The following is a 21262-nucleotide window of genomic DNA, read 5'->3' on the forward strand; positions in this document are numbered from 1 at the left end:
GAAGACGGAGCCGGCCGCCCGCCGCCCGCCGCCCGCCGCCCGCCGCCCCGGCCGAGGTGACCCGACCACCCGCCGTGGCCACCCAGCCGTCCGGGATCTCCCGCCCGTCGTCCACGACGAGCGACCCGGCGTCCTTGACCAGCAGATCAACAGCAGCCGGCATGGGGTCACCGTAGAGGCCGGAGGCCGCACAGGCCTGGCGAGTCGTCGGACCACCCACGTACGGTGTGATCATCCGCACCTACCCTTCGCAAAGGCGGTCGTTGATGGCCCTGTTCGACCTTCCTCTCGACGAACTCCGTGAACACCGCAGTGCGTCGGTGGCGCCCGAGGACTTCGACGCCTTCTGGTCCAAGACGCTCCAGGAGGCCCGCGAGCACGATCTGGACGCCCGTTTCGAGCCGGTCGACACCGGGCTGTCCACGGTCGAGGTGTACGACGTGACGTTCGCCGGGTTCGGCGGCCACCCGGTCAAGGGCTGGCTGCGGCTGCCGGCCGGCGCCACCGGACCGCTGCCGCTGGTCGTGGAGTTCATCGGGTACGGCGGCGGGCGCGGGCTGCCGCACGAGAACCTGCTGTGGGCGTCGACCGGACGGGCGCACTTCGTGATGGACACCCGCGGCCAGGGCAGCGCCTGGGGCGGCGGGGGCGGCACCGCCGACCCGGTGGGCGGCGCGCCGGCGTATCCCGGGTTCATGACGCGGGGCATCGACACGCCCGAGAACTACTACTACCGCCGGGTGTACACGGACGCGGTCCGCGCGGTCGAGGCGGCGCGCTCGCACCCGCTGACGGACTCGGCGCGGACCGTGGCGCTCGGCGCCAGCCAGGGCGGCGGCATCACCATCGCGGTCGGCGGTCTGGTCCCTGACCTGGTCGCGGTCGCCCCGGACGTGCCGTTCCTGTGCGACTTCCCGCGTGCCACCGTCCTGACGGACCGCCACCCGTACCGTGAGATCGGCCTGTTCCTCAAGACGCACCGCGGCCGCTCGGCGGACGTCCAGCGCACCCTGTCCTACTTCGACGGCGTGCACTTCGCGGCGCGCGGCAGCGCCCCGGCGCTGTTCTCCGCGGCCCTGGAGGACCAGACCTGCCCGCCGTCCACGGTCTACGCGGCCTTCAACTCCTGGGCGCACGAGGACAAGGCGATCGAGGTGTACGACTTCAACGACCACGAGGGCGGCGGCCCGTACCACGAGGCGGCGAAGGTGCGCTGGCTGCGCGCGTACGCCTGAGGGGCCGGCGGACATGGACACGCGTGAGGCCGCCGAGCGGTTCGTCCGGGTCTGGGAGCGGGGCTGGGCCGCGCACGACGTGGACGCGCTGCTCGCCCTGTACGCCGAGGACTGTGTGCACCGTTCGATGCCGTTCCGCGCACCGCACCGGGGGCGGGACGAGCTGGCCGCGTATCTGCGCCGGTCGTTCGACGGGGAGCGGGTGACGGACGTGCGGTTCTCGGCCCCGCTGGTCGGCCCCGACGGGGTCGCGGTGGCCGAGTTCCGGGTGTTCTCGGAGGAGGAGGGTGCGGCGGCCACGCTGGCCGGGTGCGTGTTCGTGCGCTTCGACACGCGGGGCCTGGCGGTGGAGACCCGGGACTACTGGCACACCGTCGAGGGGCATCGGGAGCCGTCCGGGAACCTCTTCTTCCGCTGACCTTCCCTCCAGTCCGACCAGTCGGTACGTTCGGGGTGCCCGGGCCGCAGCGTCGCGGTCCGGGTTTCCGGCGTACGACGGAGGGCGCATGTCCGAGCACGAACCCCAGGTCCACGGCCACTGCGAACCGCGTTTCGCGGCGGTGCGGGAAGCCTTCGAGGAGAACTTCCGCGACCGGGAGGAGCTGGGTGCCGCCGTGGCGGTGACGGTCGGCGGCGAGACGGTGGTGGATCTGTGGGGCGGCTGGGCCGACCCGGCGCACAGCCGGCCGTGGGAGCGGGACACCGTGGTCAACGTCTGGTCGACCACCAAGGGTGCGGTGGCGCTGTGCGCGCACATCCTGGCCGACCGGGGGCTGCTCGACCTGGACGCGCCGGTCGCCGACTACTGGCCGGAGTTCGCCGCGGCCGGCAAGGAGCGGGTCCTGGTCCGTCATCTGCTCTCACACCGCGCCGGGCTGTCCGGTCTGCGTGAGCCGCACTCGCTCCAGGACCTGTACGACTGGGAGTCGACGACCGCGCGGCTGGCGGCGACGGAGCCCTGGTGGGAGCCGGGGACCCGGTCCGGGTACCACGCGCTGACCTTCGGCTTCCTGGTCGGCGAGGTCGTGCGGCGGGTGTCGGGGCTGATGCCGGGGGCGTTCCTGGAGCGGGAGGTGACCGGGCCGCTGGGGATCGACTTCACCGTGGGACTGCCGGAGAAGGAGTCCGGGCGGGCGGCGGAGCTGGAGCACCCCCGGGTCGTGTCGGACAGCGAACAGGCCGCGATCTTCAGCCAGTTGGCGCCCGCTGCGGTCGCCGCCCTGGCCAATCCGGGGGTGGGCGCGAGCGCGGCGAACACACCCGAGTGGCGGGCGGCCGAGATCCCGGCGGCCAACGGGCACGGTACGGCCCGCGCGGTCGCGGCGCTGTACGGCGTGTTCGCGGGCCGGGGCGAGTACGGCGGCCTGCGCCTGCTGTCGCCGGAGGCGGCCGAGCGGGTGCGCGAGGGGCAGGGCAGCTGCCGTGACCTGGTGCTCGGGGCGGGTTTCGAGCATGAGACCGAGGTTGCGCTGGGGCTGTGGCTGAGCGGGGCGAACGGCTCGTACGGGCCGAACCCACGGGCCTTCGGGCATGACGGATTCGGCGGTTCCTGCGGGCTGGCCGACCCGGAGGCGGGGGTGTCGCTGGGCTATGTGATGAACCGGATGGGGCCGCGGATCGCCGATGACCCCCGCAAGACGGCCCTGGTCGAGGCCCTCTACGCCGGTCTGTGAGGCCCGCCCGGTGCGGTGGACGCCCAGCAGCACACGCTGGTCCACGAGTTCACGGTCCCGGCCGCGGGCTGATCTTCCTGGCCGCGACCAGCCGGGCACGGGGGCTGCCGTCGCCGCGGTCGCCGAACTCGGGCAGCGGGTACAGGTCCGTCGCGAACCCGGCCCGTTCCAGTTCCCGCAGTACTTCGCCGAGCCGGAAGGCGCGGTAGTACATGACGAACGGCGGGCGCCACAGGGCGTTGCGCACCCGCATCACGGCGTCGAAGCCGAGCAGCATCCAGAATCCGGGGCTGGTGGGGCGCGGCGGGGCGAGGACCGGGAAGGCGAAGGTGCCGCCCGGCCGCAGGACCGAGTGGACCTGGTCGAAGAGGCCGGGCAGCTCGCGGGGCAGGAAGTGCCCGAACGCCCCGAAGCTGACGACCAGGTCGAAGGCGGGCCCGAACGGCAGGCTCCGGGCGTCGGCCTGCACCCAGTGGACGTCCGGCCCTTCGGGCGGGGGCAGCCGCCGGGCGACGTCGAGCATGCCGGCGCTGAAGTCGACGCCGGTGACGCCGTTCCGGCACACCTGGGCCAGCACGTCCAGACCGGCGCCGGTGCCGCAGCACAGGTCGAGGCCGTCCTCGAACGGGCCGAGCGGGGTGAGCGCCTTCGCGGCCGCCTCCAGGACCGAGTCCGGTGTCCGGAAGGGGGTGTGGTCGAACTTCGGGGCCAGCAGGTCGTAGCCGTGCTCGACCGAGGACAGGGCCTGGACGGCGAGTTCACGGAGGCTGGGGCCTTCGGGGCTGAACATCCGGCCAGCCTACGGGAGCGGCCGGCGCCGGACACGGCGGAGGCGCGGCCCGTGGAAGGGACCGCGCCTCCGGCCGGGTGTCACGCCACGGCGCCGGATGTCACGCCACGGTGAGCGTGAGGGCGCCCGTGTAGCTGGAGCCGGCGGTGAGGGCCGTCTCGGTGCCGTCCACGGTCAGCTTCACGGTCCTGCCGCGGGGCGCCTTGACCGACGCGTCGGCGGCGAGGGTGAGGCTGGTCAGGTACGACGTGCCGGTGACCGTCCAGGTCGAGCCGCTGTTCAGCTGGACGACCACGCCGTTGTTGACGGCGGCCTGCACGGTGTTGGTGACGATGCCGAGCTCGTAGAAGGTGGACGAGTCGATCGAGGACACCCGGTGCTTGGCCTTGGTCGCCGAGATGACGCCCTCGACGCTGGAGCCCTCGAAGGTGAGGACCATGTTCTTGCCGTTGCGCACGCCGTTGTAGAAGTCGCCCTTCAGCTTGATGGCGCTGAAGGTGGCGGCACCGTCGGTGGAGTGGACGGCGGTGACGTCGAAGGACGAGTTCTTCGTGGGGTCGGTGGTGGGCTCGGTGTAGACGCCGACGTTCATCATCTTGCCGTTGACCATGACCGGGCCCGGGTCGTCCAGCTCGATCATCTGCAGGATGATCCCGTCGCGCGGGTTGAGCCGGGCGCCCTTCGAGCCGTCGACCTTGATGGTGGTCTGCTGGCCCTTGTTGAGGAAGGTGGCCCGCTCGGAGTTGATGACCGTGCCGCCGTCGAGGGTGAGCTGGCCGGCGCCGAAGAACATGTAGCCGAAGTGGCCGGAGTTGACCACCGTGCTGCGCTCCGGGATGCTCCGCAGCTCGGCGTTGGACAGGCCGAGCGACAGCTCGGTGTTGAGCGCGGCGACGGCGTCGCGGGTGCTGTCGCCGTAGTGCACGACGGCGGCCGGGCCGGCGATGATCGTCGCGTAGGAACCGACGTCGAAGCGGGAGCCGAGCACGCGGACGGTGGCGTCGCCGATGGCGTAGGTGCCGTAGCCGTAGTCACCGGTGTTGCCGACGTGGCTGTTGATCGCGGTGAGCTTCAGGCCGCTGCCGCCCTCGACCGACAGGGCGCCCCAGGTCTCGGAGAACACGGTCGAGTTGAGGTAGGTGGCGATGCTGTTCTTGCCGATGAGGTTGGTGGCGCGGACGTTGCCGTCCAGGCCCAGCATCCACGGTACGGACTCCATGTACGGGGTCTCGACGGTGGCCTGGTAGTCGGAGGGCAGGACGCCGTTGCGAGCGCGCAGGAAGGAGTCCTTGACGAGGACGTTGGCGCCGTTGTTGGCGATGACGGTGGTGCGGACCACGCCCTTGTTGCTGACCCGGGCGCCGTCCACGACCAGGTTGGCCGAGGAGCCGTCGCCGACGATGGCGGCGCCGTAACCGGCGAAGTCCGAACGGCCGTTGCCGGTCAGCTTGATGGTGGGGTTCTGCAGGGTGTAGCTGCCGCTCTCGACGTAGACGCCGTTGAAGCACTCGCCGGTGGAGGTGATCGACACGTTGCGGGCGGCGGCGTCGGTGACCTTGCCGCCGCGGACGGCGGACAGCACGGACTTCGCGGAGTCGACGCCGTCGGAGCCGACGTACAGCGCCTGCCGGAACGGGAAGGTCAGCGTCTGGTAGGTGACGTCGTTGGACTCGGCGACCGTGAGGACGACGTCGCCCCGGTAGGTGCCGGCCTGGATGAGGGTCGCGGTGCCGCCGGTGGCGGTGAGCAGCTGGCCGGTCTCCACGCCGTCGACGGTCAGGCTGATGTCGTAGCCGTCGGGGGCGACGATCTTGCCGCCGGTGCCGATGGTGAGCTGGCCGACCTGGGTGGTGGCGGCCAGTTCGTACGTCTCCCCCGCGGCGACGGAGATCGTCTTGCCCGACGCCTTCGGCGCGGCGGTGGCGGTGCCGGAGGCGGCGACCGGAACGAGTACGGCCGCTGCTGTGGCGGAACCGGCGATCAGGAACGAACGTCGGGATGTCAGCGTCATTGCAGGCCTTTCCACGGGTGGAGTGCGCCGTCGCGCAGAGTTACTGGCCGCCGGCCCGAGCCAAGGCGGCGAAGGCACCTGAGGTGCTGAGGTGGGAGTGAAGCAGCCTTGGGAAATCGGGGACAGACTTCGCACACACGCATCCCGGAACCCGATGGCTTCGATCGTGACGCCTGGTTCATGGCGATCACACAGAGTCGCCACAGTCGTGGACCGCGGGCAGGCACGACGGCGAGGCGGACGGCCCGCATGCCGTCCACCTCGCCGTGTTCCCCTATGCGGTTGTGCTCGTCGTGGCCCCCGGGGTGCTCACGCCGGTGCGATCATCCCCGCCGACAGGTCGATGTCCGCCCCGCACAGTCCGGGCATCGCGACCATCGCCACCAGGGCCTGCGCGACCTCGTCCTCCTCCACCAGCCGTCCGAGTGCGGCCCGGGAGGCGAAGTCCCGTTCCGCCTCCTCGACGGTGCAGCCGGTGAGTTCGGCGGTGAGCCGGAAGTTGCGGTCCATCCGCGGACCGCGCACCGGGCCCGGGGAGAGGGAGTTGACGCTGACCCCGTGGGGGCCCACCTCGCCCGCCAGCGTCCGCGTGAGGCCGATCAGCGCCATCTTGGAGGCGGTGTACGGCGTGCGGTTGAGCAGCGGGCGCTTGCCGCTGACCGAGGCGACGTTGACGATGTCGCCCCGTCCGGCGGCGAGCATGGGCGGCAGGAACGCCCGGCACATGAGGTAGACGCCGCGGACGTTGGCGGCGAACACGTCGTCCCACTCGCCGGGTTCGATGTCGACGAGCGGCCGGACCGGCCCCGCGACACCGGCGTTGTTGACGAGCAGCGACACGTCCTCGTCGGCGAGTCCGTCGGCCAGGGCGCGCACGGAGCCGGGCTCCGAGACGTCGCACACGGCCGTGCGGGCCGCGCCGCCCTCCTTCGTCACGCGAGCCGCCGCTTCGGTCAGTGCCTGCTCGTTCCGCCCGACGAGGATCACCCGGGCCCCGGCGTCGGCGAGCGCCAGCGCGAAGGCCCGGCCCAGCGGGCCGCCCCCGCCGGTGACCAGCGCCGTACGGCCGTCCAGGCTCACGCCTCGTTCCAGGGCAGCTCGTCTCCGGCGGCCTTCGCGGCCCGTACGTCACCGGAGCGGGCGTGGCCCTCGAACAGTTCGACCCGCGAGGCACGCCCGCACAGCCGGCCGAGCAGGGCCTGCGACCCGGTGTCGGTGACCTCCTGGTAGGTGACGGTCTTGAGGTACTTCCCCACCCACAGGCCTCCGGTGTAGCGGGCGGCACCACGTGTGGGCAGCACATGGTTGGTGCCGATGACCTTGTCGCCGAAGGACACACAGGTGCCCTCGCCGAGGAACAGGGCGCCGTACTGGGTCATCTTCTCCAGGGCGAGGCGCGGTTCGGCCGTCAGCACCTCGACGTGCTCGAAGGCGAACGCGTCGGCGAGCTCGTACAGCTCGTCGATCGAGTCGACGACGTGCACCTGGCCGTGGTTGCGCCAGGCGGGCTCCGCGTAGTCGCGGGTGGGCATGCCGGGCAGGATGCGCTCGACCTCGGCGACGGTCTTCTCGGCGACCTCGCGGGAGGTGGTGATGAGGACGGCCGGGGAGTCCGGGCCGTGCTCGGCCTGGGAGAGCAGGTCGACCGCGCAGACGAACGGGTCCGCCTGGTCGTCGGCGAGGACCAGGATCTCGGTGGGTCCGGCGAACAGGTCGATGCCGATCTCGCCGAAGAGCTGGCGCTTGGCCTCGGCGACGTACGCGTTGCCGGGTCCGGCGATCAGGTTGACCGGCTCCATGGTGTCGGTGCCCACGGCCATCGCGGCGACCGCCTGGACGCCGCCGAGCAGCCAGATCTCGTCGGCGCCGGCGAGGTGCATGGCGGCGACGGTGGCGGCGGGGATCTCGCCGTGGATGGGCGGGGTGCAGGCGACGACCCGGGGCACCCCGGCCACCTTGGCGGTGACGATGGTCATGTGGGCGGAGGCGGTGAGCGGGTAGCGGCCGCCGGGGATGTAGGCGCCGGCCGCCTGCACCGGGATGTGCTTCTGGCCGAGCTTCACACCGGGCAGCGTCTCGACCTCGAACTCGCCCATGGAGGCCAGCTGGTGGCGGGCGAAGTTACGGACCTGCTCCTGCACGAACCTGATGTCGTCGATGACCTGCTGGGGCACCGAGGCGACGATCTTCTCGACCTCCTCCGCGCTCAGCCGGAAGGAGTCGGGGCTCCACTTGTCGAACTTCTCGGAGTACGCGCGGACGGCGGCGTCACCGCGTTCGCGGATGTCCGCGATGACGCCCGCCACCGTCTGGCGCACCTGGTCGAGGGAGGCGGCCACCTCGGACTTGGGCACGGCGTGCTTCAGGATCTCTGCCACAACTGCGGCCTTTCTGGGGAGTGTTCGGCTCGGAGGATCAGACGGGGGGCGCTTCGAAGAGCACGTCGGGGTCGTTGAACTGCTCCTTGGCGACCGACTCGCTCATCGGGTCCGCGGTGCCCCACTGGTCCTGGGTGATCGGGTCGTCGACGTCGTGCCGGCCGGGGTGCCACAGGTCCTCTTCGAGGACGGCGAGTTCGGTGGTGTACTCGACGGTGTTGCCGTGCGGGTCGTGGAAGTAGGAGAAGGTGTTGTCGCCCGCCAGGTGCCGGCCCGGGCCCCAGGTGAGCCGGGTCCCGGCGCGCAGCGCACGGCCGGTACCGCGCATGTACTCCTCCACACCGCGCATCTCGAACGAGGCGTGGTGCAGCGACACATGGGGCCCGCGCGCGATGGCGAAGGAGTGGTGCAGCGGGCTGCACCGCAGGAAGTACATGAGGTCACCCATGTGCGTGGAGTACAGGGTGTCGGTGAGCCGGAAGCCCAGGTGCTGGATGTAGAAGTCCCGCAGGCCCTCCGGGTCCTGGGAGTTGACCACACAGTGCGAGAGCCGTACCGGGATGGCCTCGCGTTCCTCGATCTTGCGGTGGGTGCGGGTCTCCACGTCCGCCGAGACCTCCACGACCCGGCCGTCCGGGTCGAAGAACCGCAGGCCGTAACCGCCGCCGGGGGTGTCCAGCGCGCGGGGCTCGTGGATGATCCGCACCCCGGCCCGGCCCAGCCGTACCGCCAGTTCGTCGACCGCCGCGGGCGAGACCGCGCCGAAGGCGACGAGGTCCATGCGCTTCCGCTCGTCCTTGCGGATGCGGACGATGTACTGCTCGGGGCTGCCCTCGGCCGCGAAGAACGCGACGCCGCTGTCGTCGGCCACCTCGGTCAGGCCCCAGGTGGTGCCGTAGAAGGCGCGCTGGGTGTCGAAGTCGGGTACGGCCAGGTCGACATGGCGCAGATGGGTGATGGGCTGGAAGCTCATGCGTGGCTCCTGACGGTGTTGCGCTGATGGCCGAGGCCGGTGATCTCGGCGTCGATCACGTCACCGGGCTTGAGGAAGACCCCCCAGTGCGCGCCGTTGCCGGCCGGTGAACCGGTGAGCAGCAGGTCGCCGGGGCGCAGGGTGGTGGTCGTGGAGGCGTAGGCGATCAGCCGGGGGATGTCGAAGATCATGTCCTTGGTGGACTCGTCCTGCCGGACCACCCCGTTGTGCCGCAGCGTGATCCGCAGGTCGCCCGGGTCGCCGACGAAGGCCGCCGGGACCAGGAAGGGGCCGGTCGGCAGGAAGGTGTCGGCGTTCTTGGCGGTGAACCAGTCGGTGCCGATGGCCTTCAGGTCGGGCCGGTACAGCCGGTCACGGGTCGTCAGGTCGTTGCTGATCGTGTAGGCGGCGACGTACGGCATCGCCTCCTCGGCCGGGATGTCCCTGCCCGGCCTGCCGATGACGAGGGCGAGTTCGAGTTCCCAGTCGTGCTGTTCGCCGAGTGCGGGCAGCACCACGTCGTCGTAGGGCCCGCACAGGGCGCGGGGTGAGCCGAGGAAGATGTACGGGACGCCGTTGCGGCTCCGCTCGTCCATCATCTTCTCGGCGTCGGCGCGTGCCTCCTCCGGTGTCGCGCCGTGCACGCTCTCCTTCTCGGCGGCGACCAGATCGACCACGTGCTTGCGGTAGTTGGCGCCGCTCTGCAGGATCTGGCCCGGCTCGATCGGCGTCAGGACCCTCAGGTCCGCGAGGTCGTGCCAGGTGCCGTCGGCCGAGGCGGCCAGCTCGTGCAGCCGGGGCAGCCAGGCGTCCCAGTCCTCGAAGAGCTCACGCACCGACTCGGCCCGGTCGGAGAGGTCGCGGACCCGCGTGCCGGCGACCAGGCCGGGGAAGGCGGCTGCGCCGCCGCGGAAGGTGCCGAGCGCGAAGGGTCCGGCATGGGCGGGGGAAGGTTCGGGCACGGGCGGCTCTCCTCGTACGGGTGGGGGCTCGCCCTCGACGCTAGGCATCGCACGCGGTCGGCGGAAATGGCCGTTCACGATGCCTGCCATCGCCTGCGGTTTCCCGCCCTGCCTGCGCATATGCGGTTTCGCCGCGCGGGCGGCTCCATCGCCGTCGGGGATGGATGACGTCCCCCTTCCCGATGACTCGATCCGTTGACCCTGTACCTGCCGCCGATCAGGCTCGATGCCACCCCGAACCCGAGGAGAACACCGTGGTAGTCGAGCACGCCGAGCTGACCGTCGAGGAAGGCCGGGAAGCGGAATTCGAAGAGGTCTTCGGCAAGGCCCGCGAGGTGCTCGCCGGGGCAGACGGGTTCCGCTGGGCCGAACTGCTGCGCTGCGACGAGCGGCCCCGGACGTTTCTCCTGCTGGTCGGCTGGGAGTCGGTCGAGGCGCACACGGTCGGGTTCCGGGAGTCGGAGCGGTTCGCCCGCTGGCGTGCCCTGGTCGGCCCGTTCTTCGCTGCCCCGCCGGCCGTCGAGCACTACCACGAGCTGGGCCCCCGCTTCACCGGCTGAAGGCTGCCGAGACCCCCACCGTCTTTCTCTTTCTACTTTCGCAAGGATCGCTCATGCCCGTTCAGAAGGTGCTCATCGTCGGCGGCGGCATCACCGGCAGTGTGCTGTCCCTCGCCCTCGCCCAGCGCGGTGTCGAGGTGGAGCTGGTCGAGATCTCGCCCCAGTGGTTCGGGGTGGGCCATGGCATCACCATCCAGGGCAACGCGCTCAAGGCGCTGCGTTCGGTCGGTGTGCTGGACCGGGTGCTGGCCCGGGCGGTGCCGTTCGACCACATGCGGCTGCGCCGGGCCGACGGCGGTCTGATCACCGAGCTCGAGACCCCGCACACCGGCGGCGAGGACCTGCCGTCGACGGCGGGCGCGCTCCGCTCGGACCTGCAGGACGCCCTGTGCGACGCGGTGTACGCGCACGGCGTCACCGTCCGCCTCGGCCTGAGCGTCGACCGTCTCGACCAGTCCCCCGGCCATGTGGACGTCACCTTCACCGACGGTGCCACCGGCCGCTACGACCTGGTGGTCGGCGCCGACGGCATCAACTCGGCGATGCGTGCCCTCATCGGCATCGAGGCCAGGCCCCGCCCGGTCGGCATGTCGATCTTCCGGGTGGTGGCGCGGCGTCCCGCCGAGATGGACTGCGCCGAGGTGTACTACGGCGGGCCGCGCTACAAGGCCGGCTACAGCCCGATCTCCGACGAGCAGTGCTACGCCTACCTCCTGGACGAGAACCTGGACGCCTCCCTGATCGGCCCGCGGGCCTCGCTCGACCTGATGCGTGAGCGTGGCGCCGGCTACGGCGGCACCTGGGGGAAGATACTCGCCGCACTGCCCGACGACACGGCGGTCGACTACCGCTGGATCGAGGCGGTGCTGGTCGACGAGGACTGGCACCGGGGCCGGACGATGGTGATCGGCGACGCGGCGCACGCCTGTCCGCCGCTGATCGCGCAGGGTGCCGCGATGTGCATGGAGGACGCGGTGCTGCTGGCCGAGCTGGTCACCGCCGACGAGCCGGTGGACAAGGCACTGGAACGGTTCATGTCCCGGCGGCTGCCGCGGGTGCGCATGGTGCTGGACAACTCCCTCCGGCTCGCCGAGTGGGAGATCCACCCGGACACGCCGGGCGCCGACCCGGCCCGGATCATGTCGGAGACGCTCTCCTCGCTGACGGTGGCCGCATGAGCACGCCCGTCGTCGACTTCCACGGTCATCTCGCGGTGCCGGAGGCCGACGCCCTGGTGGCCGGCACCGAGGGCTTCGCGGCGGAGCTGGCCGCCGAGCAGCGCGCCCACTCCCCCGAGTCGCTGGCCGCCAACCGGGCCCAGCTCCAGCGCCTGGCGGGGAAGCTCACCGACGTCGGGGCCCGGCTCGCCGACCTGGACGCGATGGGCGTCGACATCCAGGTGGTCGGCCCGATGCCCATGCACCACTACTGGGCGGGCCCCGGCCTCGCGGTGCAGCTGGCCCGTACCGTCAACGAGGCCGTGGCCGCGCACTGCGCCGCCGCGCCCGAGCGGCTCCACGGCCTGGGCACGGTGCCGCTCCAGCACCCCGACCTGGCGGTCGCCCTGCTGGACCGGGCGGTCACCGAGCAGGGTCTGTACGGCATCAGCGTCTCCACCACCGTCGAGGGCCGCGAGCTGGCCGACCCGGCGCACGACGAGGTCTGGCGCAAGGCCGAGGAACTGGGCGCGGTCGTCTTCGTCCATCCCTGGGGCTGTTCGCTCGGCGAGCGGCTCGCCTCCAACTACCTGGGCAACACGGTCGGCCAGCCCACCGAGACCACGGTCGCGCTGTCCCGTCTGATCTTCACCGGGGTCCTGGACCGCTTCCCCCGGCTGAAGCTGGTGGCCGCGCACGGCGGCGGCTATCTGCCGACGTACATCGGCCGCTCCGACCACGCCTGGGCGGTACGGCCGGACGCGCGCGGCTGCGCCGAGCCGCCCAGCTCCTATCTGCGGCGGATGTGGTTCGACGCCCTCGTCTACACCCCTCGCGCGCTGCGCCATCTGGTCGAGGAGGTGGGTGCGGACCGGGTGGTGCTGGGCACCGACCACCCCTTCGACATGGGCGTGACCGATCCGGTGGCCCGCCTGGACGCGGCCGGACTGGACCCGGCCGCCCGGGACGCGATCGCCGGGGGCAACGCTCTCGGACTGCTGCTGAAAGGACACGCGTGATGCCCCCGACACGTCTGGGTCCCGTCGAGGAAGAGCTCGCCAAGGCCCGCGCCGCCTACCGGAACTGGGGCCGCTGGGGCGCGGACGACGTGCTGGGCACGCTCAACTTCATCGACGACGCGATCCGCGCGCACGCGGCCAGTCTGGTCCGGCGCGGCCGCTCCTTCTCGCTGGCCCAGGAGTTCAACGAGTCCGGTCCGCAGCGCGGCTTCCGGGGCCGGATCAACCCGGTGCACTACATGAAGGACACCGGCTCCGACGCGGCCGCCGGCACCCAGGGTTTCCCGCACGGCTTCGGCGGCGCCGACGACCATGTCGTCATGCCGCTGCAGGCCTCCACGCAGTGGGACGGGCTGGGCCACATCTACGACAACAAGCAGGCGTGGAACGGCCGTCCGTGCACGATCGTCAGCGGCGACGGCGACTCGGTGACCGGCATCGAGCACATGCGGGACGCGTTCACCGGCCGTGGGGTGCTTCTCGACGTCGGCCGGGCCGTGGGGGACGCGCGGGGGGAACTCCCGGACGGCTTCGCGATCACGGAGGAGCATCTGCGCGCCACCGTCGAGGCGCAGGGTGCCACGTCGGGGGTGCGGCGGGGGGACATCGTCCTCGTCCGCACCGGTCAGCTGGGCCGGGTACGGCGGCTCGGCGAGTGGGGCGGGTACGCGGCCGGGCCCGCGCCCGGCCTGTCCTTCACCACCCTCGGCTGGCTGCACCGCACGGAGATGGCGGCCGTCGCCACCGACACCTGGGGCCTGGAGGTACGGCCCCACGAGTTCGCCGAGCCGGCCATGTCCCCGCTGCACCAGATCGCCATCCCCAACATGGGCCTGCCGCTGGGCGAGATGTGGGATCTGGAGGCCCTCGCGGAGGACTGCGCGGCCGACGGCGTCCACGAGTTCCTGCTGGTCGCCGCGCCCCTGCCGGTCACCGGCGCGGTCGGTGCCCCCGTCAACCCCATCGCCGTCAAGTGAGCTGTTAAGTGAGCCCCCACGTGAACACGAACCGTTTCTCCGGCACCCTCCACCTCCCCGGCGACGAGGACTTCGAGGAGGCCTGTCTCGGCCGGGTCTTCAACGCCCGCCGCCCGGCCGACCGCACCCCCGCCGCCGTGCTCAGGGCCGCCACCGAGCAGGACGTCGTCGAAGGCGTGCGGCTCGCCCTGGAGCGCGGCTGGCAGGTCGCCGTCCGCTCCGGCGGGCACAGCTGGGCCGCCTGGTCGGTGCGCCGGGACGCGCTGCTGATCGACCTCGGCGGCCTCCACGAGCTGTCGTACGACGAGACGACCGGGATCGTGACGGCGACGCCCGGCGTCAAGGGCGGCGACGAACTCAACCCGTATCTCGGCGGGTTCGGGCGCTTCTTCAACGGCGGGCACTGCCCCTCCGTCGGGATCGGCGGCTTCCTGCTGCAGGGCGGGCAGGGCTGGAACGCGCGCGGCTGGGGCTGGGCGGCCGAGAACATCGTGGCGATCGACGTCGTCACGGCGGACGGCGAGCTGGTCCGGGCCGACGAGACGCAGCACAGCGACCTGTTCTGGGCGGCGCGCGGTGCGGGCCCCGGCTTCTTCGGGGTGGTCACCCGCTTCCACCTGCGCACCCGCCCCCTCCCCCGGCACCTGGCGCACACCGTGCACGCCTATCCGCTCGACCTCTTCGACGAGGTCATGACCTGGCTGCACGAGACGCACCACACCGTCTCGGACCTGGTGGAGATCGTCGCGGTGACCCAGGCGCTCCCGGAACAGGACGAGCATGTCCTGCTGGTCACAGGCGTGTCCTTCACCGACACCCCCGAAGAGGCCGCCGAGGCACTCGCGCCGCTGCACGCCAACCCGTACGCCGACCGGGCCCTGTTCCGCGTCGAGGCGCAACCCACCACGCTCGCCGAACAGTTGGCGGGCCAGCGCACCGCCAACCCGGAGGGCCACCGCTACTTCGTCGACAACGCCTGGCTGACCGGCAGCGCCGAGGAGGTCGTCCCGGCGATCCGCAAGGCGTTCACCGAGCACCCCACCCGGCAGACCTTCACCATCTGGTTCTCGATGGCCCCGCTGCGCCGGCTCCCCGACATGGCCTTCTCGATGCAGTCGGAGATCTACAGCGCCACCTATGTCGTGCACGACGACGCCACACGGGACGCCGAGCTGCGCGCCTGGCTGGACGAGGCGATGGCGGCCATGCAGCCGGTGACCGCGGGCCAGTACCTGGGCGACTCCGACTTCACCGTACGGCAGTTGAGGTTCATGGGTGACGAGCAGTGGCGGCGGCTGAACGAGATCCGGGCCGTCCGCGATCCCAAGGGCGTCTTCGCCGGCCATCTGAGCGCCGGGACCGTCACCAACACCAACCACTGGGAGCAGTGAGGCATGCGTTTCGCGACATACGAGCACGAGGGCGAGGAGCGCGCCGGTGCGGTGCGGGACGGGGTGATCCACCCGCTGCCCGAAGGCGTGACCCTCCTGTCCCTCGTCGAGGACGGGGTGCTGTACGCGGCCGGCATCGAAGCCCTCAACTCACCGGGTGAGTTGACGGTGGATCAGGTACGGCTGCTGCCGCCGCTGAAGCCGCCGTCCATCCGGGACTTCGTCGGGTTCGAGGCGCACATCGAGGGCGTCTCGAAGTCGCTGGACGGCCTTGAGCATGTGCCCGAGGAGTGGTACCGGGCGCCGAACTTCTACTTCACCAACCCCCACGCCGCCTACGGCGCCCATGACGACGTGCCGGTCCCGGCGGGCTGCTCGGTGCTCGACTTCGAGCTGGAGGTCGGCGCGGTCATCGGCCGCAGCGGCCGTGACCTCACCCCCGAGCAGGCGAAGGACCACATCATCGGCTACCTGGTCTTCAACGACTGGTCGGCCCGCGATCTCCAGAAGCCGGAGAAGAACCTCGGGCTGGGCTTCTCCAAGGGGAAGGACTTCGCCAACACGCTCGGCCCGTATCTGGTCACCGCCGACGAGGTGGAGGACCGGCGGGATCCGGACGGCTTCCTGGACCTGGAGATGACGGTCACCCTGAACGGTGAGCTGATCGGCCGGGACACCCTCGCCAACGTCTCCTGGACCTTCGAGGAGATGATCGCCTACGCCAGCCGGGACGCCTGGGTGCGGCCCGGTGACATCCTCGGTTCGGGCACCTGCGGCTGGGGCGCGCTGGCGGAGCACTGGGGCCGTGTCGGGGAGCGCACGCCGCCTCCGCTGCGGCCCGGGGACGAGGTGACGCTGACCGTCGAGGGGATCGGCACGGTGTCCAACAAGATCGTGCCCGGGCGGGCGGACGCCTATCTTCCGCGGGCCCGCAAGAGGGGCCGCACGCCCCGGCCCTAACACGGGAGCCTGTGGGGGGCCTGTGGTGCGCGCACGCCCCCCACCTGCGTGTATCCCCAGACCGGATGCCTGGCATCACATCTTCCTGAGAGATGGGCGGACCCCCTTCCTCGACGGCCGTCCGCTGGTTAACCTCACGTTTCACCGAAGCTTCAAGGACGTGGCCGGCCGGAAGGGGACATCCGTGGGTCTCGGAGCGATCGATCTCAATCTTCTGGTGGCACTGGAAGCACTCCTGGAGGAGAAGAACGTCACTCACGCGGGCGTCCGGCTGTCCACCAGCCAGTCGGCGATGAGCGGCTCGCTGGCCCGGCTGCGCCGGCACTTCAACGACGAGCTGCTGATCCGGGTCGGCCGGGAGTACGAGCTGACGCCCCTGGCGGAGCGGCTGCTGCCGGTCGTCCAGGGCTCGCTGCAGAAGGCCGAGGAGGCGCTGTCGCTGACCCGGCACTTCGATCCGGGGCGCAGCCGCCAGCGGTTCTCGGTGGTGATGTCGGACTACGTGATGACGGTGTTCGTGGAGCCGCTGCTGCGGGTCATCGCCGCCGAGGCGCCGGGCATCCGGATCGACTTCCATCCGATCGTCGACGGGCAGCTGGAGACCGAGACGCATCTGCGCTGCCACGACCTGATGATCGTGCCGCTCGGCTACCAGCTCCCCGGGGTCAGCGAGGCCGTGATGCACGACCGGTTCGTATGCATCGTCGACCCGGACAACCCGCGTCTGGTGGACGGCCGCCTCACCCTGCGGGACCTGGCGGAGATGCCGCACGCGGCCTGCGCCATCGGCAAGAGCCACACCCCCGCCGAACGTCAGCTGGAGACCCTCGGGATCACCCCGAAGGTGCAGGTCAGCACGCCGGGCTTCAGTGTGCTGCCGTTCCTGGTGAGCGGCACGGACCTGGTGGCCATGGTCCCGGAGCGGCTGGGCCGGCGCTTCGAGAGTTTCGCGCGCTGTGCGGTCGTACCGGCGCCGTTCCCGGACGTGCCGTTGGTGGAGGCCATGTACTGGCACCACAACCGGCACGGCGACCCGGCGCACCGCTGGCTGCGGGACACCGTGCGCAGGGTCGGGACGGCGCTGGGCGAGGACACGCCGCTGGAGATCGCCGGGGCGGATGCCACCCATTCCCAGAGCGCGTTTCCGGAGCTGTCGGCGGCTTCCTAGCGTGGACGGGAGACATCCCGCACGCCCACCTGGGAGGAAACCGTGGAAGCCGTGAGCCGCACGCGTCTGGCGGGCCGTACCGTCGTCGTCACCGGAGCCGCACAGGGCCAGGGAGCCGCGGAGGCGGCCGCGGCCGCCCGGGAGGGCGCCACGGTGATCGCGACCGACGTGCTGGACGAGGCCGGCGAGAAGCTCGCCACGGCCCTGCGCGCCGACGGCCTCGACGTCCGGTACGTCCACCTGGACGTGACCTCGGCCGAGGACTGGGCGTCGCTGGCGGACTCCCTCGACGTCGTGCACGGCCTGGTGAACAACGCGGGCATCCCGATGCGGGCCCGGCTCGGCCAGGTCGAGCTCGCCGACTGGAACCGGGCCTTCGCCGTGAACACCACCGGCGCCCTCCTCGGCATCCAGGCGCTGGCCCCGCTGATGCCGGCCGGTTCCTCGATCGTGAACGTCGGCTCGGTCGCCGGGCTCACCGCGCACCACGCGGTCGCGTACACGACCAGCAAGTGGGCGCTGCGGGGGCTGTCCAAGGTGGCGGCCCTGGAGCTGGCCCCGCGCGGCATCCGGACGAACATCATCCACCCCGGGTACATCGAGACCCCGCTGATGGCCACCGCCAACCCGGTGTTCGTCGCCGCCCACCTCGCCATGACGCCCCAGGGCCGCCCGGGCACGGTCGACGAGGTGGCCCCGCTCGTCGTCTACCTCCTCTCCGACGAGGCCTCGTACGTCAACGGCGCGGAGATCACCGTCGACGGCGGCTACTCCTCGCACGGCCCGGTGAAGGCCATCACCAACGCCCTCGACCAGGACTGAGCGTCAGCCCTTGAGCTGCTCCAGCGTGGCCTTGGTGTCCGCCTTCAGCCAGCCCGTCACGTTGTCGAGGGTCGGCGGGTTGGTGTCGCTCTCGTACGTGGAGAGGTACGCGCTGTAGCTCATCGTGTACGTCATCCAGCCGTCCCGGACCGCGAGCGTGGCGTACCGCGAGCCGCTGGTCGTGGAGCCGTTGCTGGTGTCCTCGGTGACCAGGTAGGCCTCGTCGCCGATCCCGCTCACGGGGCTCACGTCGTAATCGGTGTGGCTGTCGCCGTAGTTCTTCCAGGTGGCCGTGAACTCCGGCCCCGGGTCGGTCTTCCTGTGCAGGTCGACCTGCATGGTGAGATAGGCGTCCGCGTAGCTGGACCCGGTCTTCTTGAGGCTGAGACTGCAGTAACTCTCGTCCAGGGCCGGGTCCTTGAGCGCGTTCTTGGTCGGGGCCGAGTCGTCCTCGGGGTACTCGTCCTTGAACGAGGAGTAGTCCGCGCCGGAGCAGAGGTTCGCGGGCGCCTGGTAGCCGCGCAGGTCCGCGCCGCTGCCGAACCCGCCGGTGAGGAAGATACCGGCCGCCCAGGCGGCGGAGGCGACCACCGCTCCCACGGCGGCCCACAGCACGGCCCGTCCGGCCGCACCGGCACCGGCGGGCCGCGGGGCGGCCACCGGCGGGTAGCCGTAAGCGGGTTGCGGGGCATAGGGGTTGGCCTGCTGCGGCTGGCCGGGCTGGTTGACGAGGGTGGGCTGCGCGTAGGGGTTCGGCGGGGCCGGCGACTGCGGGTTCGGATACGGGTAAGCGGTCGGCTGCGGCGGCACCGCAGGCGGCTGCTGCCCGGGTGCCGGTGACTGCGGGGCGGGCGGCACGGCCTGCTGCGGCTGCGGGGGCGGCGCGGCCTGCGGGGGCGGCGCAGCCTGCGGGGGCGGGGAGGCGGCGGCGTCCTGCGGGGTGGGCTCGGGTTGCTGCGGAGTGGAAGGGGGCTGCTGCGGTGGCGTGGACATGTCGTGAAGATAAGGCATAACAAGGCATCAAGTCCCGTCCCGCCAGGGACCGTTATCGATTGCGGATATTCGTGGCGAGCATGGCACTTGTCCGGACCCGTCGTGACTCGTCGCCACACCGGGCACATCGGTGGAGCCCGTGCCGGGTGTCCTCGTTCCTCGTGGGGCGGCACGGCAGAAGGCCGGGGCACAGGCCCCGGCCTTCTCAGTGCGCGTGGGATCAGGCGGACGCCACCGGCACCGGCGCCCCCACCGCCACGCGGGCGGTGTTCCTGCGGACCAGCAGCAGGGTGACCACCGCGCCAAGGAGCGAGGCGCAGCCGCAGATCACCACGCCCAGGGACATGCCGTGCGCGAGGGCGTCCTGCGCGGCGGCCCTGGCGCTGTCGCTGCCCGCGTTGACCACCGCGAGCGGACCGGCCGCCGCCTCCATGCCGGCGTCGGCGCCGCTCAGCTTGCCGACCAGCGCGGAGGACGCCGCGCTCATCGCGACCGTGCTGATCACGGCCGGGCCGAGGCCCTGGCCGAACTCGCGGACCAGGCTGGTCGCGCCGCTCGCCATACCGGTCATCTCGATCGGCACCGCGTTCACGGCGGCGGACGTCAGCGAGGAGACCACGCAGATGAAGCCGACGCCGAGCAGCAGCACCGGGCCGATGAAGGCCGCGAGGGAGGTGGTGGTGATCGGCAGCGCGGCGATCCAGAACTGGCCGGCCGCCATCGGCAGCAGGCCGCCCATCAGCAGCCAGCGCGGCTCGACCCGGGTAAGCATCCTGCTGAGGACCGGGGCGAGGAGCAGCGGGATCAGCTGGAGAATCACGAACGGCATTCCGGCGCGCAGCGCGCTGAGGTGCATCACCGCACCCAGCCGGATGGAGACGACGTAGGCCGTTCCGATGAAGCCGAACATGCCGGTCAGCGCGACCACGGCGGCCGCCGCGAACGACGGGATCCTCAGCAGGTCCAGGTTGAACATGGGGGACTCGGCGCGCTTCTCGGCGACCACGAAACCGACCAGGGCCACGGCGGCCAGGACCAGCGCGAAGACGATCGACGGGCTGCTCCAGCCGCGGTCGCCGCCCTCGATGATGCCCCACAGCAGGGCGGTGAGGCCGACGGCGACGGTGATCTGGCCGGGCCAGTCCAGGGCGCGGCCCTCGGGTGCCCTGGAGTCGGTGACCAGCGCCCAGCCGGCGATGCCGACCGCGATGCCGAGGACGACCGGCGGCACGAACGCCCAGCGGAAGTCGGCGACCGTGGCCAGGACGCCGGAGGACAGCGGGCCCACGGCGGAGGCGAGGGAAATGCTCAGCGCCCAGGTCGAGACCGCCTTGGCGCGGTCCTTCTGGTCGGGTGTCGCGGCGGCGATCACGGCGAGGGAGCTCGGGAACAGGGCGGCGGCGCCGACGCCGGCGAGGGCCTGGCCGGCCCAGAGCATGGTGATGTTCTGCGAGGTGGCGTTGAGGAGTTCACCGAGCGCCAGCACGAATCCGCCGAGGACCAGCAGCCGCTTGCGGCCGAACAGGTCGCCCACCACACCGAAATTGAGTTCCAGAATGGCGGTGGGGAGAATGAACGCGGAGGTGACCCAGGCGACCTGCGATCCGGAGGCCCCGAATGCGGTCTGGATTTCCCCGTTGATGGGCGAGGGAACGGTAATGCACAGCTGTGCGGCGGCAACTGCCAGACAACAGGCTATGAGCGTGCCCACGTCCAGCTTTTTCACTGCGTTGGTCATTCCGTACTCCGTATCACGGGTTGACAGTGGTGCCGCGTTCGGTCGGTTCGCCGCGTTCTATGAGTTCGATGAGATTTCCCTCGGGGTCCTTGACCCAGGCCATCCGCACGCCCGGTTCGGGGGACGGGCCGGGGGCGAGTACCTCGCTCGCTCCGTGGTCCATCAACACGGAGTACACGGGGTCGAGTTCGGGGGTGGTGACCGCGAAGTGCCCGTACCCCTCGGTGAGGACGGCGGTCATCGGGTCCGGTGCCCGGAGGCCGGGCGCGGACCCGGGCCTGGCGAGCAGCTCGATGCGCCAGCCGTGCGGGTGTTCCAGGACGACACCGGTCAGCCCGGGGCCGTCGAGATGGAACTCGAAGACGGTCGTCAGTCCGAAGACCGTCCGGTACCAGGTGAGTTGGGCGGGCAGGTCGCGTACGTTGACGCCCACGTGGTCGAGTCGTGCGTGCATC

General features: G+C 71.4%; 20 protein-coding genes. 11 read left to right on the plus strand and 9 right to left on the minus strand.

What is annotated here, in order from left to right:
* The first annotated feature begins 266 nt into the window (after nt 1-266).
* The 3 genes from AB0D85_RS31950 to AB0D85_RS31960 all read left to right on the plus strand — a co-directional run bounded on the left by AB0D85_RS31950 (nt 267) and on the right by AB0D85_RS31960 (nt 2908).
* A complete protein-coding gene (locus AB0D85_RS31950) occupies nt 267-1235 on the plus strand; it encodes an acetylxylan esterase (RefSeq protein ID WP_362327943.1) in 969 nt (322 codons plus the stop codon).
* A gap of 13 nt (nt 1236-1248) precedes the next feature.
* The gene (locus AB0D85_RS31955; protein ID WP_362327945.1) at nt 1249-1653 is read left to right on the plus strand and encodes a nuclear transport factor 2 family protein; all 405 of its coding nucleotides are present in this window, start codon (nt 1249-1251) and stop codon (nt 1651-1653) included.
* Nucleotides 1654-1741: 88 nt separating this feature from the next.
* Nucleotides 1742-2908: a serine hydrolase domain-containing protein gene (locus tag AB0D85_RS31960; protein ID WP_362327947.1), complete on the plus strand. Its 1167-nt coding sequence runs from the start codon at nt 1742-1744 to the stop codon at nt 2906-2908.
* 49 nt (nt 2909-2957) lie between these two features.
* Here the strand turns inward: AB0D85_RS31960 and AB0D85_RS31965 are convergent, their stop codons facing one another.
* The 6 genes from AB0D85_RS31965 to AB0D85_RS31990 all read right to left on the minus strand — a co-directional run bounded on the left by AB0D85_RS31965 (nt 2958) and on the right by AB0D85_RS31990 (nt 10022).
* Nucleotides 2958-3698: a class I SAM-dependent methyltransferase gene (locus AB0D85_RS31965; protein ID WP_362327949.1), complete on the minus strand. Its 741-nt coding sequence runs from the start codon at nt 3696-3698 to the stop codon at nt 2958-2960.
* 100 nt (nt 3699-3798) lie between these two features.
* Nucleotides 3799-5709: a hypothetical protein gene (locus AB0D85_RS31970; protein WP_362327951.1), complete on the minus strand. Its 1911-nt coding sequence runs from the start codon at nt 5707-5709 to the stop codon at nt 3799-3801.
* Between the two features lie 309 nt (nt 5710-6018).
* A complete protein-coding gene (locus tag AB0D85_RS31975) occupies nt 6019-6789 on the minus strand; it encodes an SDR family NAD(P)-dependent oxidoreductase (protein WP_362327953.1) in 771 nt (256 codons plus the stop codon).
* Nucleotides 6786-8087, minus strand: a complete 1302-nt coding sequence (gene hisD / locus AB0D85_RS31980) for a histidinol dehydrogenase (protein ID WP_362327955.1) — start codon at nt 8085-8087, stop codon at nt 6786-6788. Before hisD ends, AB0D85_RS31975 begins: the two co-directional genes overlap by 4 nt.
* A gap of 37 nt (nt 8088-8124) precedes the next feature.
* Nucleotides 8125-9060 (minus strand): VOC family protein, encoded by a 936-nt coding sequence (locus AB0D85_RS31985; protein WP_362327957.1) that lies wholly within the window; start codon nt 9058-9060, stop codon nt 8125-8127.
* Entirely contained in the window at nt 9057-10022 is a 966-nt protein-coding gene (locus tag AB0D85_RS31990; protein ID WP_362327959.1) for a fumarylacetoacetate hydrolase family protein, read from the minus strand. The genes AB0D85_RS31985 and AB0D85_RS31990 overlap by 4 nt, the downstream gene beginning before the upstream one ends.
* A 254-nt stretch (nt 10023-10276) precedes the next feature.
* On the opposite strand from AB0D85_RS31990, the gene AB0D85_RS31995 reads away from it, so the two are divergent.
* The 8 genes from AB0D85_RS31995 (at nt 10277) to AB0D85_RS32030 (ending at nt 18076) form a co-directional block, all read left to right on the plus strand.
* Entirely contained in the window at nt 10277-10582 is a 306-nt protein-coding gene (locus AB0D85_RS31995) for an antibiotic biosynthesis monooxygenase (protein WP_362327961.1), read from the plus strand.
* A 53-nt stretch (nt 10583-10635) separates the two neighbouring features.
* Nucleotides 10636-11760, plus strand: coding sequence for an FAD-dependent monooxygenase (locus tag AB0D85_RS32000; RefSeq protein WP_362327963.1), 1125 nt, complete (start codon nt 10636-10638; stop codon nt 11758-11760).
* Nucleotides 11757-12758: an amidohydrolase family protein gene (locus tag AB0D85_RS32005; RefSeq protein WP_362327965.1), complete on the plus strand. Its 1002-nt coding sequence runs from the start codon at nt 11757-11759 to the stop codon at nt 12756-12758. The genes AB0D85_RS32000 and AB0D85_RS32005 overlap by 4 nt, the downstream gene beginning before the upstream one ends.
* Nucleotides 12758-13735: a cyclase family protein gene (locus AB0D85_RS32010; protein WP_362327967.1), complete on the plus strand. Its 978-nt coding sequence runs from the start codon at nt 12758-12760 to the stop codon at nt 13733-13735. The genes AB0D85_RS32005 and AB0D85_RS32010 overlap by 1 nt, the downstream gene beginning before the upstream one ends.
* Before the next feature lie 20 nt (nt 13736-13755).
* Nucleotides 13756-15126, plus strand: a complete 1371-nt coding sequence (locus tag AB0D85_RS32015) for an FAD-binding oxidoreductase (RefSeq protein WP_362327969.1) — start codon at nt 13756-13758, stop codon at nt 15124-15126.
* A 3-nt stretch (nt 15127-15129) separates the two neighbouring features.
* Entirely contained in the window at nt 15130-16086 is a 957-nt protein-coding gene (locus AB0D85_RS32020) for a fumarylacetoacetate hydrolase family protein (RefSeq protein WP_362327971.1), read from the plus strand.
* 184 nt (nt 16087-16270) lie between these two features.
* Nucleotides 16271-17254 (plus strand): LysR family transcriptional regulator, encoded by a 984-nt coding sequence (locus AB0D85_RS32025; protein ID WP_362327973.1) that lies wholly within the window; start codon nt 16271-16273, stop codon nt 17252-17254.
* Between the two features lie 51 nt (nt 17255-17305).
* Complete coding sequence (locus AB0D85_RS32030) at nt 17306-18076, plus strand: SDR family oxidoreductase (RefSeq protein ID WP_362327975.1); 771 nt, start codon at nt 17306-17308, stop codon at nt 18074-18076.
* A 3-nt stretch (nt 18077-18079) separates the two neighbouring features.
* Here the strand turns inward: AB0D85_RS32030 and AB0D85_RS32035 are convergent, their stop codons facing one another.
* From AB0D85_RS32035 to AB0D85_RS32045, 3 genes are all read right to left on the minus strand, one after another.
* Complete coding sequence (locus tag AB0D85_RS32035; protein ID WP_362327977.1) at nt 18080-19069, minus strand: hypothetical protein; 990 nt, start codon at nt 19067-19069, stop codon at nt 18080-18082.
* A 220-nt stretch (nt 19070-19289) separates the two neighbouring features.
* Complete coding sequence (locus AB0D85_RS32040) at nt 19290-20807, minus strand: MFS transporter (protein WP_362327979.1); 1518 nt, start codon at nt 20805-20807, stop codon at nt 19290-19292.
* A 13-nt stretch (nt 20808-20820) separates the two neighbouring features.
* Nucleotides 20821-21261, minus strand: coding sequence for a VOC family protein (locus AB0D85_RS32045; RefSeq protein WP_362327981.1), 441 nt, complete (start codon nt 21259-21261; stop codon nt 20821-20823).
* Between the last annotated feature and the right edge of the window lies 1 nt (nt 21262).

This window comes from Streptomyces sp. NPDC048277 (genome assembly GCF_040652235.1).
Taxonomy (GTDB): domain Bacteria; phylum Actinomycetota; class Actinomycetes; order Streptomycetales; family Streptomycetaceae; genus Streptomyces.

What these genes read in the sequence shown, in the direction of transcription:
- AB0D85_RS32045 (WP_362327981.1), bottom strand. Translation starts at nt 21,261, where the DNA reads ATGCACGCACGACTCGACCACGTGGGCGTCAACGTACGCGACCTGCCC.
- AB0D85_RS32035 (WP_362327977.1), bottom strand. Translation starts at nt 19,069, where the DNA reads ATGTCCACGCCACCGCAGCAGCCCCCTTCCACTCCGCAGCAACCCGAG.
- AB0D85_RS31955 (WP_362327945.1), top strand. Translation starts at nt 1,249, where the DNA reads ATGGACACGCGTGAGGCCGCCGAGCGGTTCGTCCGGGTCTGGGAGCGG.
- AB0D85_RS32000 (WP_362327963.1), top strand. Translation starts at nt 10,636, where the DNA reads ATGCCCGTTCAGAAGGTGCTCATCGTCGGCGGCGGCATCACCGGCAGT.
- AB0D85_RS32040 (WP_362327979.1), bottom strand. Translation starts at nt 20,807, where the DNA reads ATGACCAACGCAGTGAAAAAGCTGGACGTGGGCACGCTCATAGCCTGT.
- AB0D85_RS32020 (WP_362327971.1), top strand. Translation starts at nt 15,130, where the DNA reads ATGCGTTTCGCGACATACGAGCACGAGGGCGAGGAGCGCGCCGGTGCG.
- AB0D85_RS31960 (WP_362327947.1), top strand. Translation starts at nt 1,742, where the DNA reads ATGTCCGAGCACGAACCCCAGGTCCACGGCCACTGCGAACCGCGTTTC.
- AB0D85_RS32010 (WP_362327967.1), top strand. Translation starts at nt 12,758, where the DNA reads ATGCCCCCGACACGTCTGGGTCCCGTCGAGGAAGAGCTCGCCAAGGCC.
- AB0D85_RS31965 (WP_362327949.1), bottom strand. Translation starts at nt 3,698, where the DNA reads ATGTTCAGCCCCGAAGGCCCCAGCCTCCGTGAACTCGCCGTCCAGGCC.
- AB0D85_RS31970 (WP_362327951.1), bottom strand. Translation starts at nt 5,709, where the DNA reads ATGACGCTGACATCCCGACGTTCGTTCCTGATCGCCGGTTCCGCCACA.
- AB0D85_RS32005 (WP_362327965.1), top strand. Translation starts at nt 11,757, where the DNA reads ATGAGCACGCCCGTCGTCGACTTCCACGGTCATCTCGCGGTGCCGGAG.
- AB0D85_RS31950 (WP_362327943.1), top strand. Translation starts at nt 267, where the DNA reads ATGGCCCTGTTCGACCTTCCTCTCGACGAACTCCGTGAACACCGCAGT.
- AB0D85_RS31985 (WP_362327957.1), bottom strand. Translation starts at nt 9,060, where the DNA reads ATGAGCTTCCAGCCCATCACCCATCTGCGCCATGTCGACCTGGCCGTA.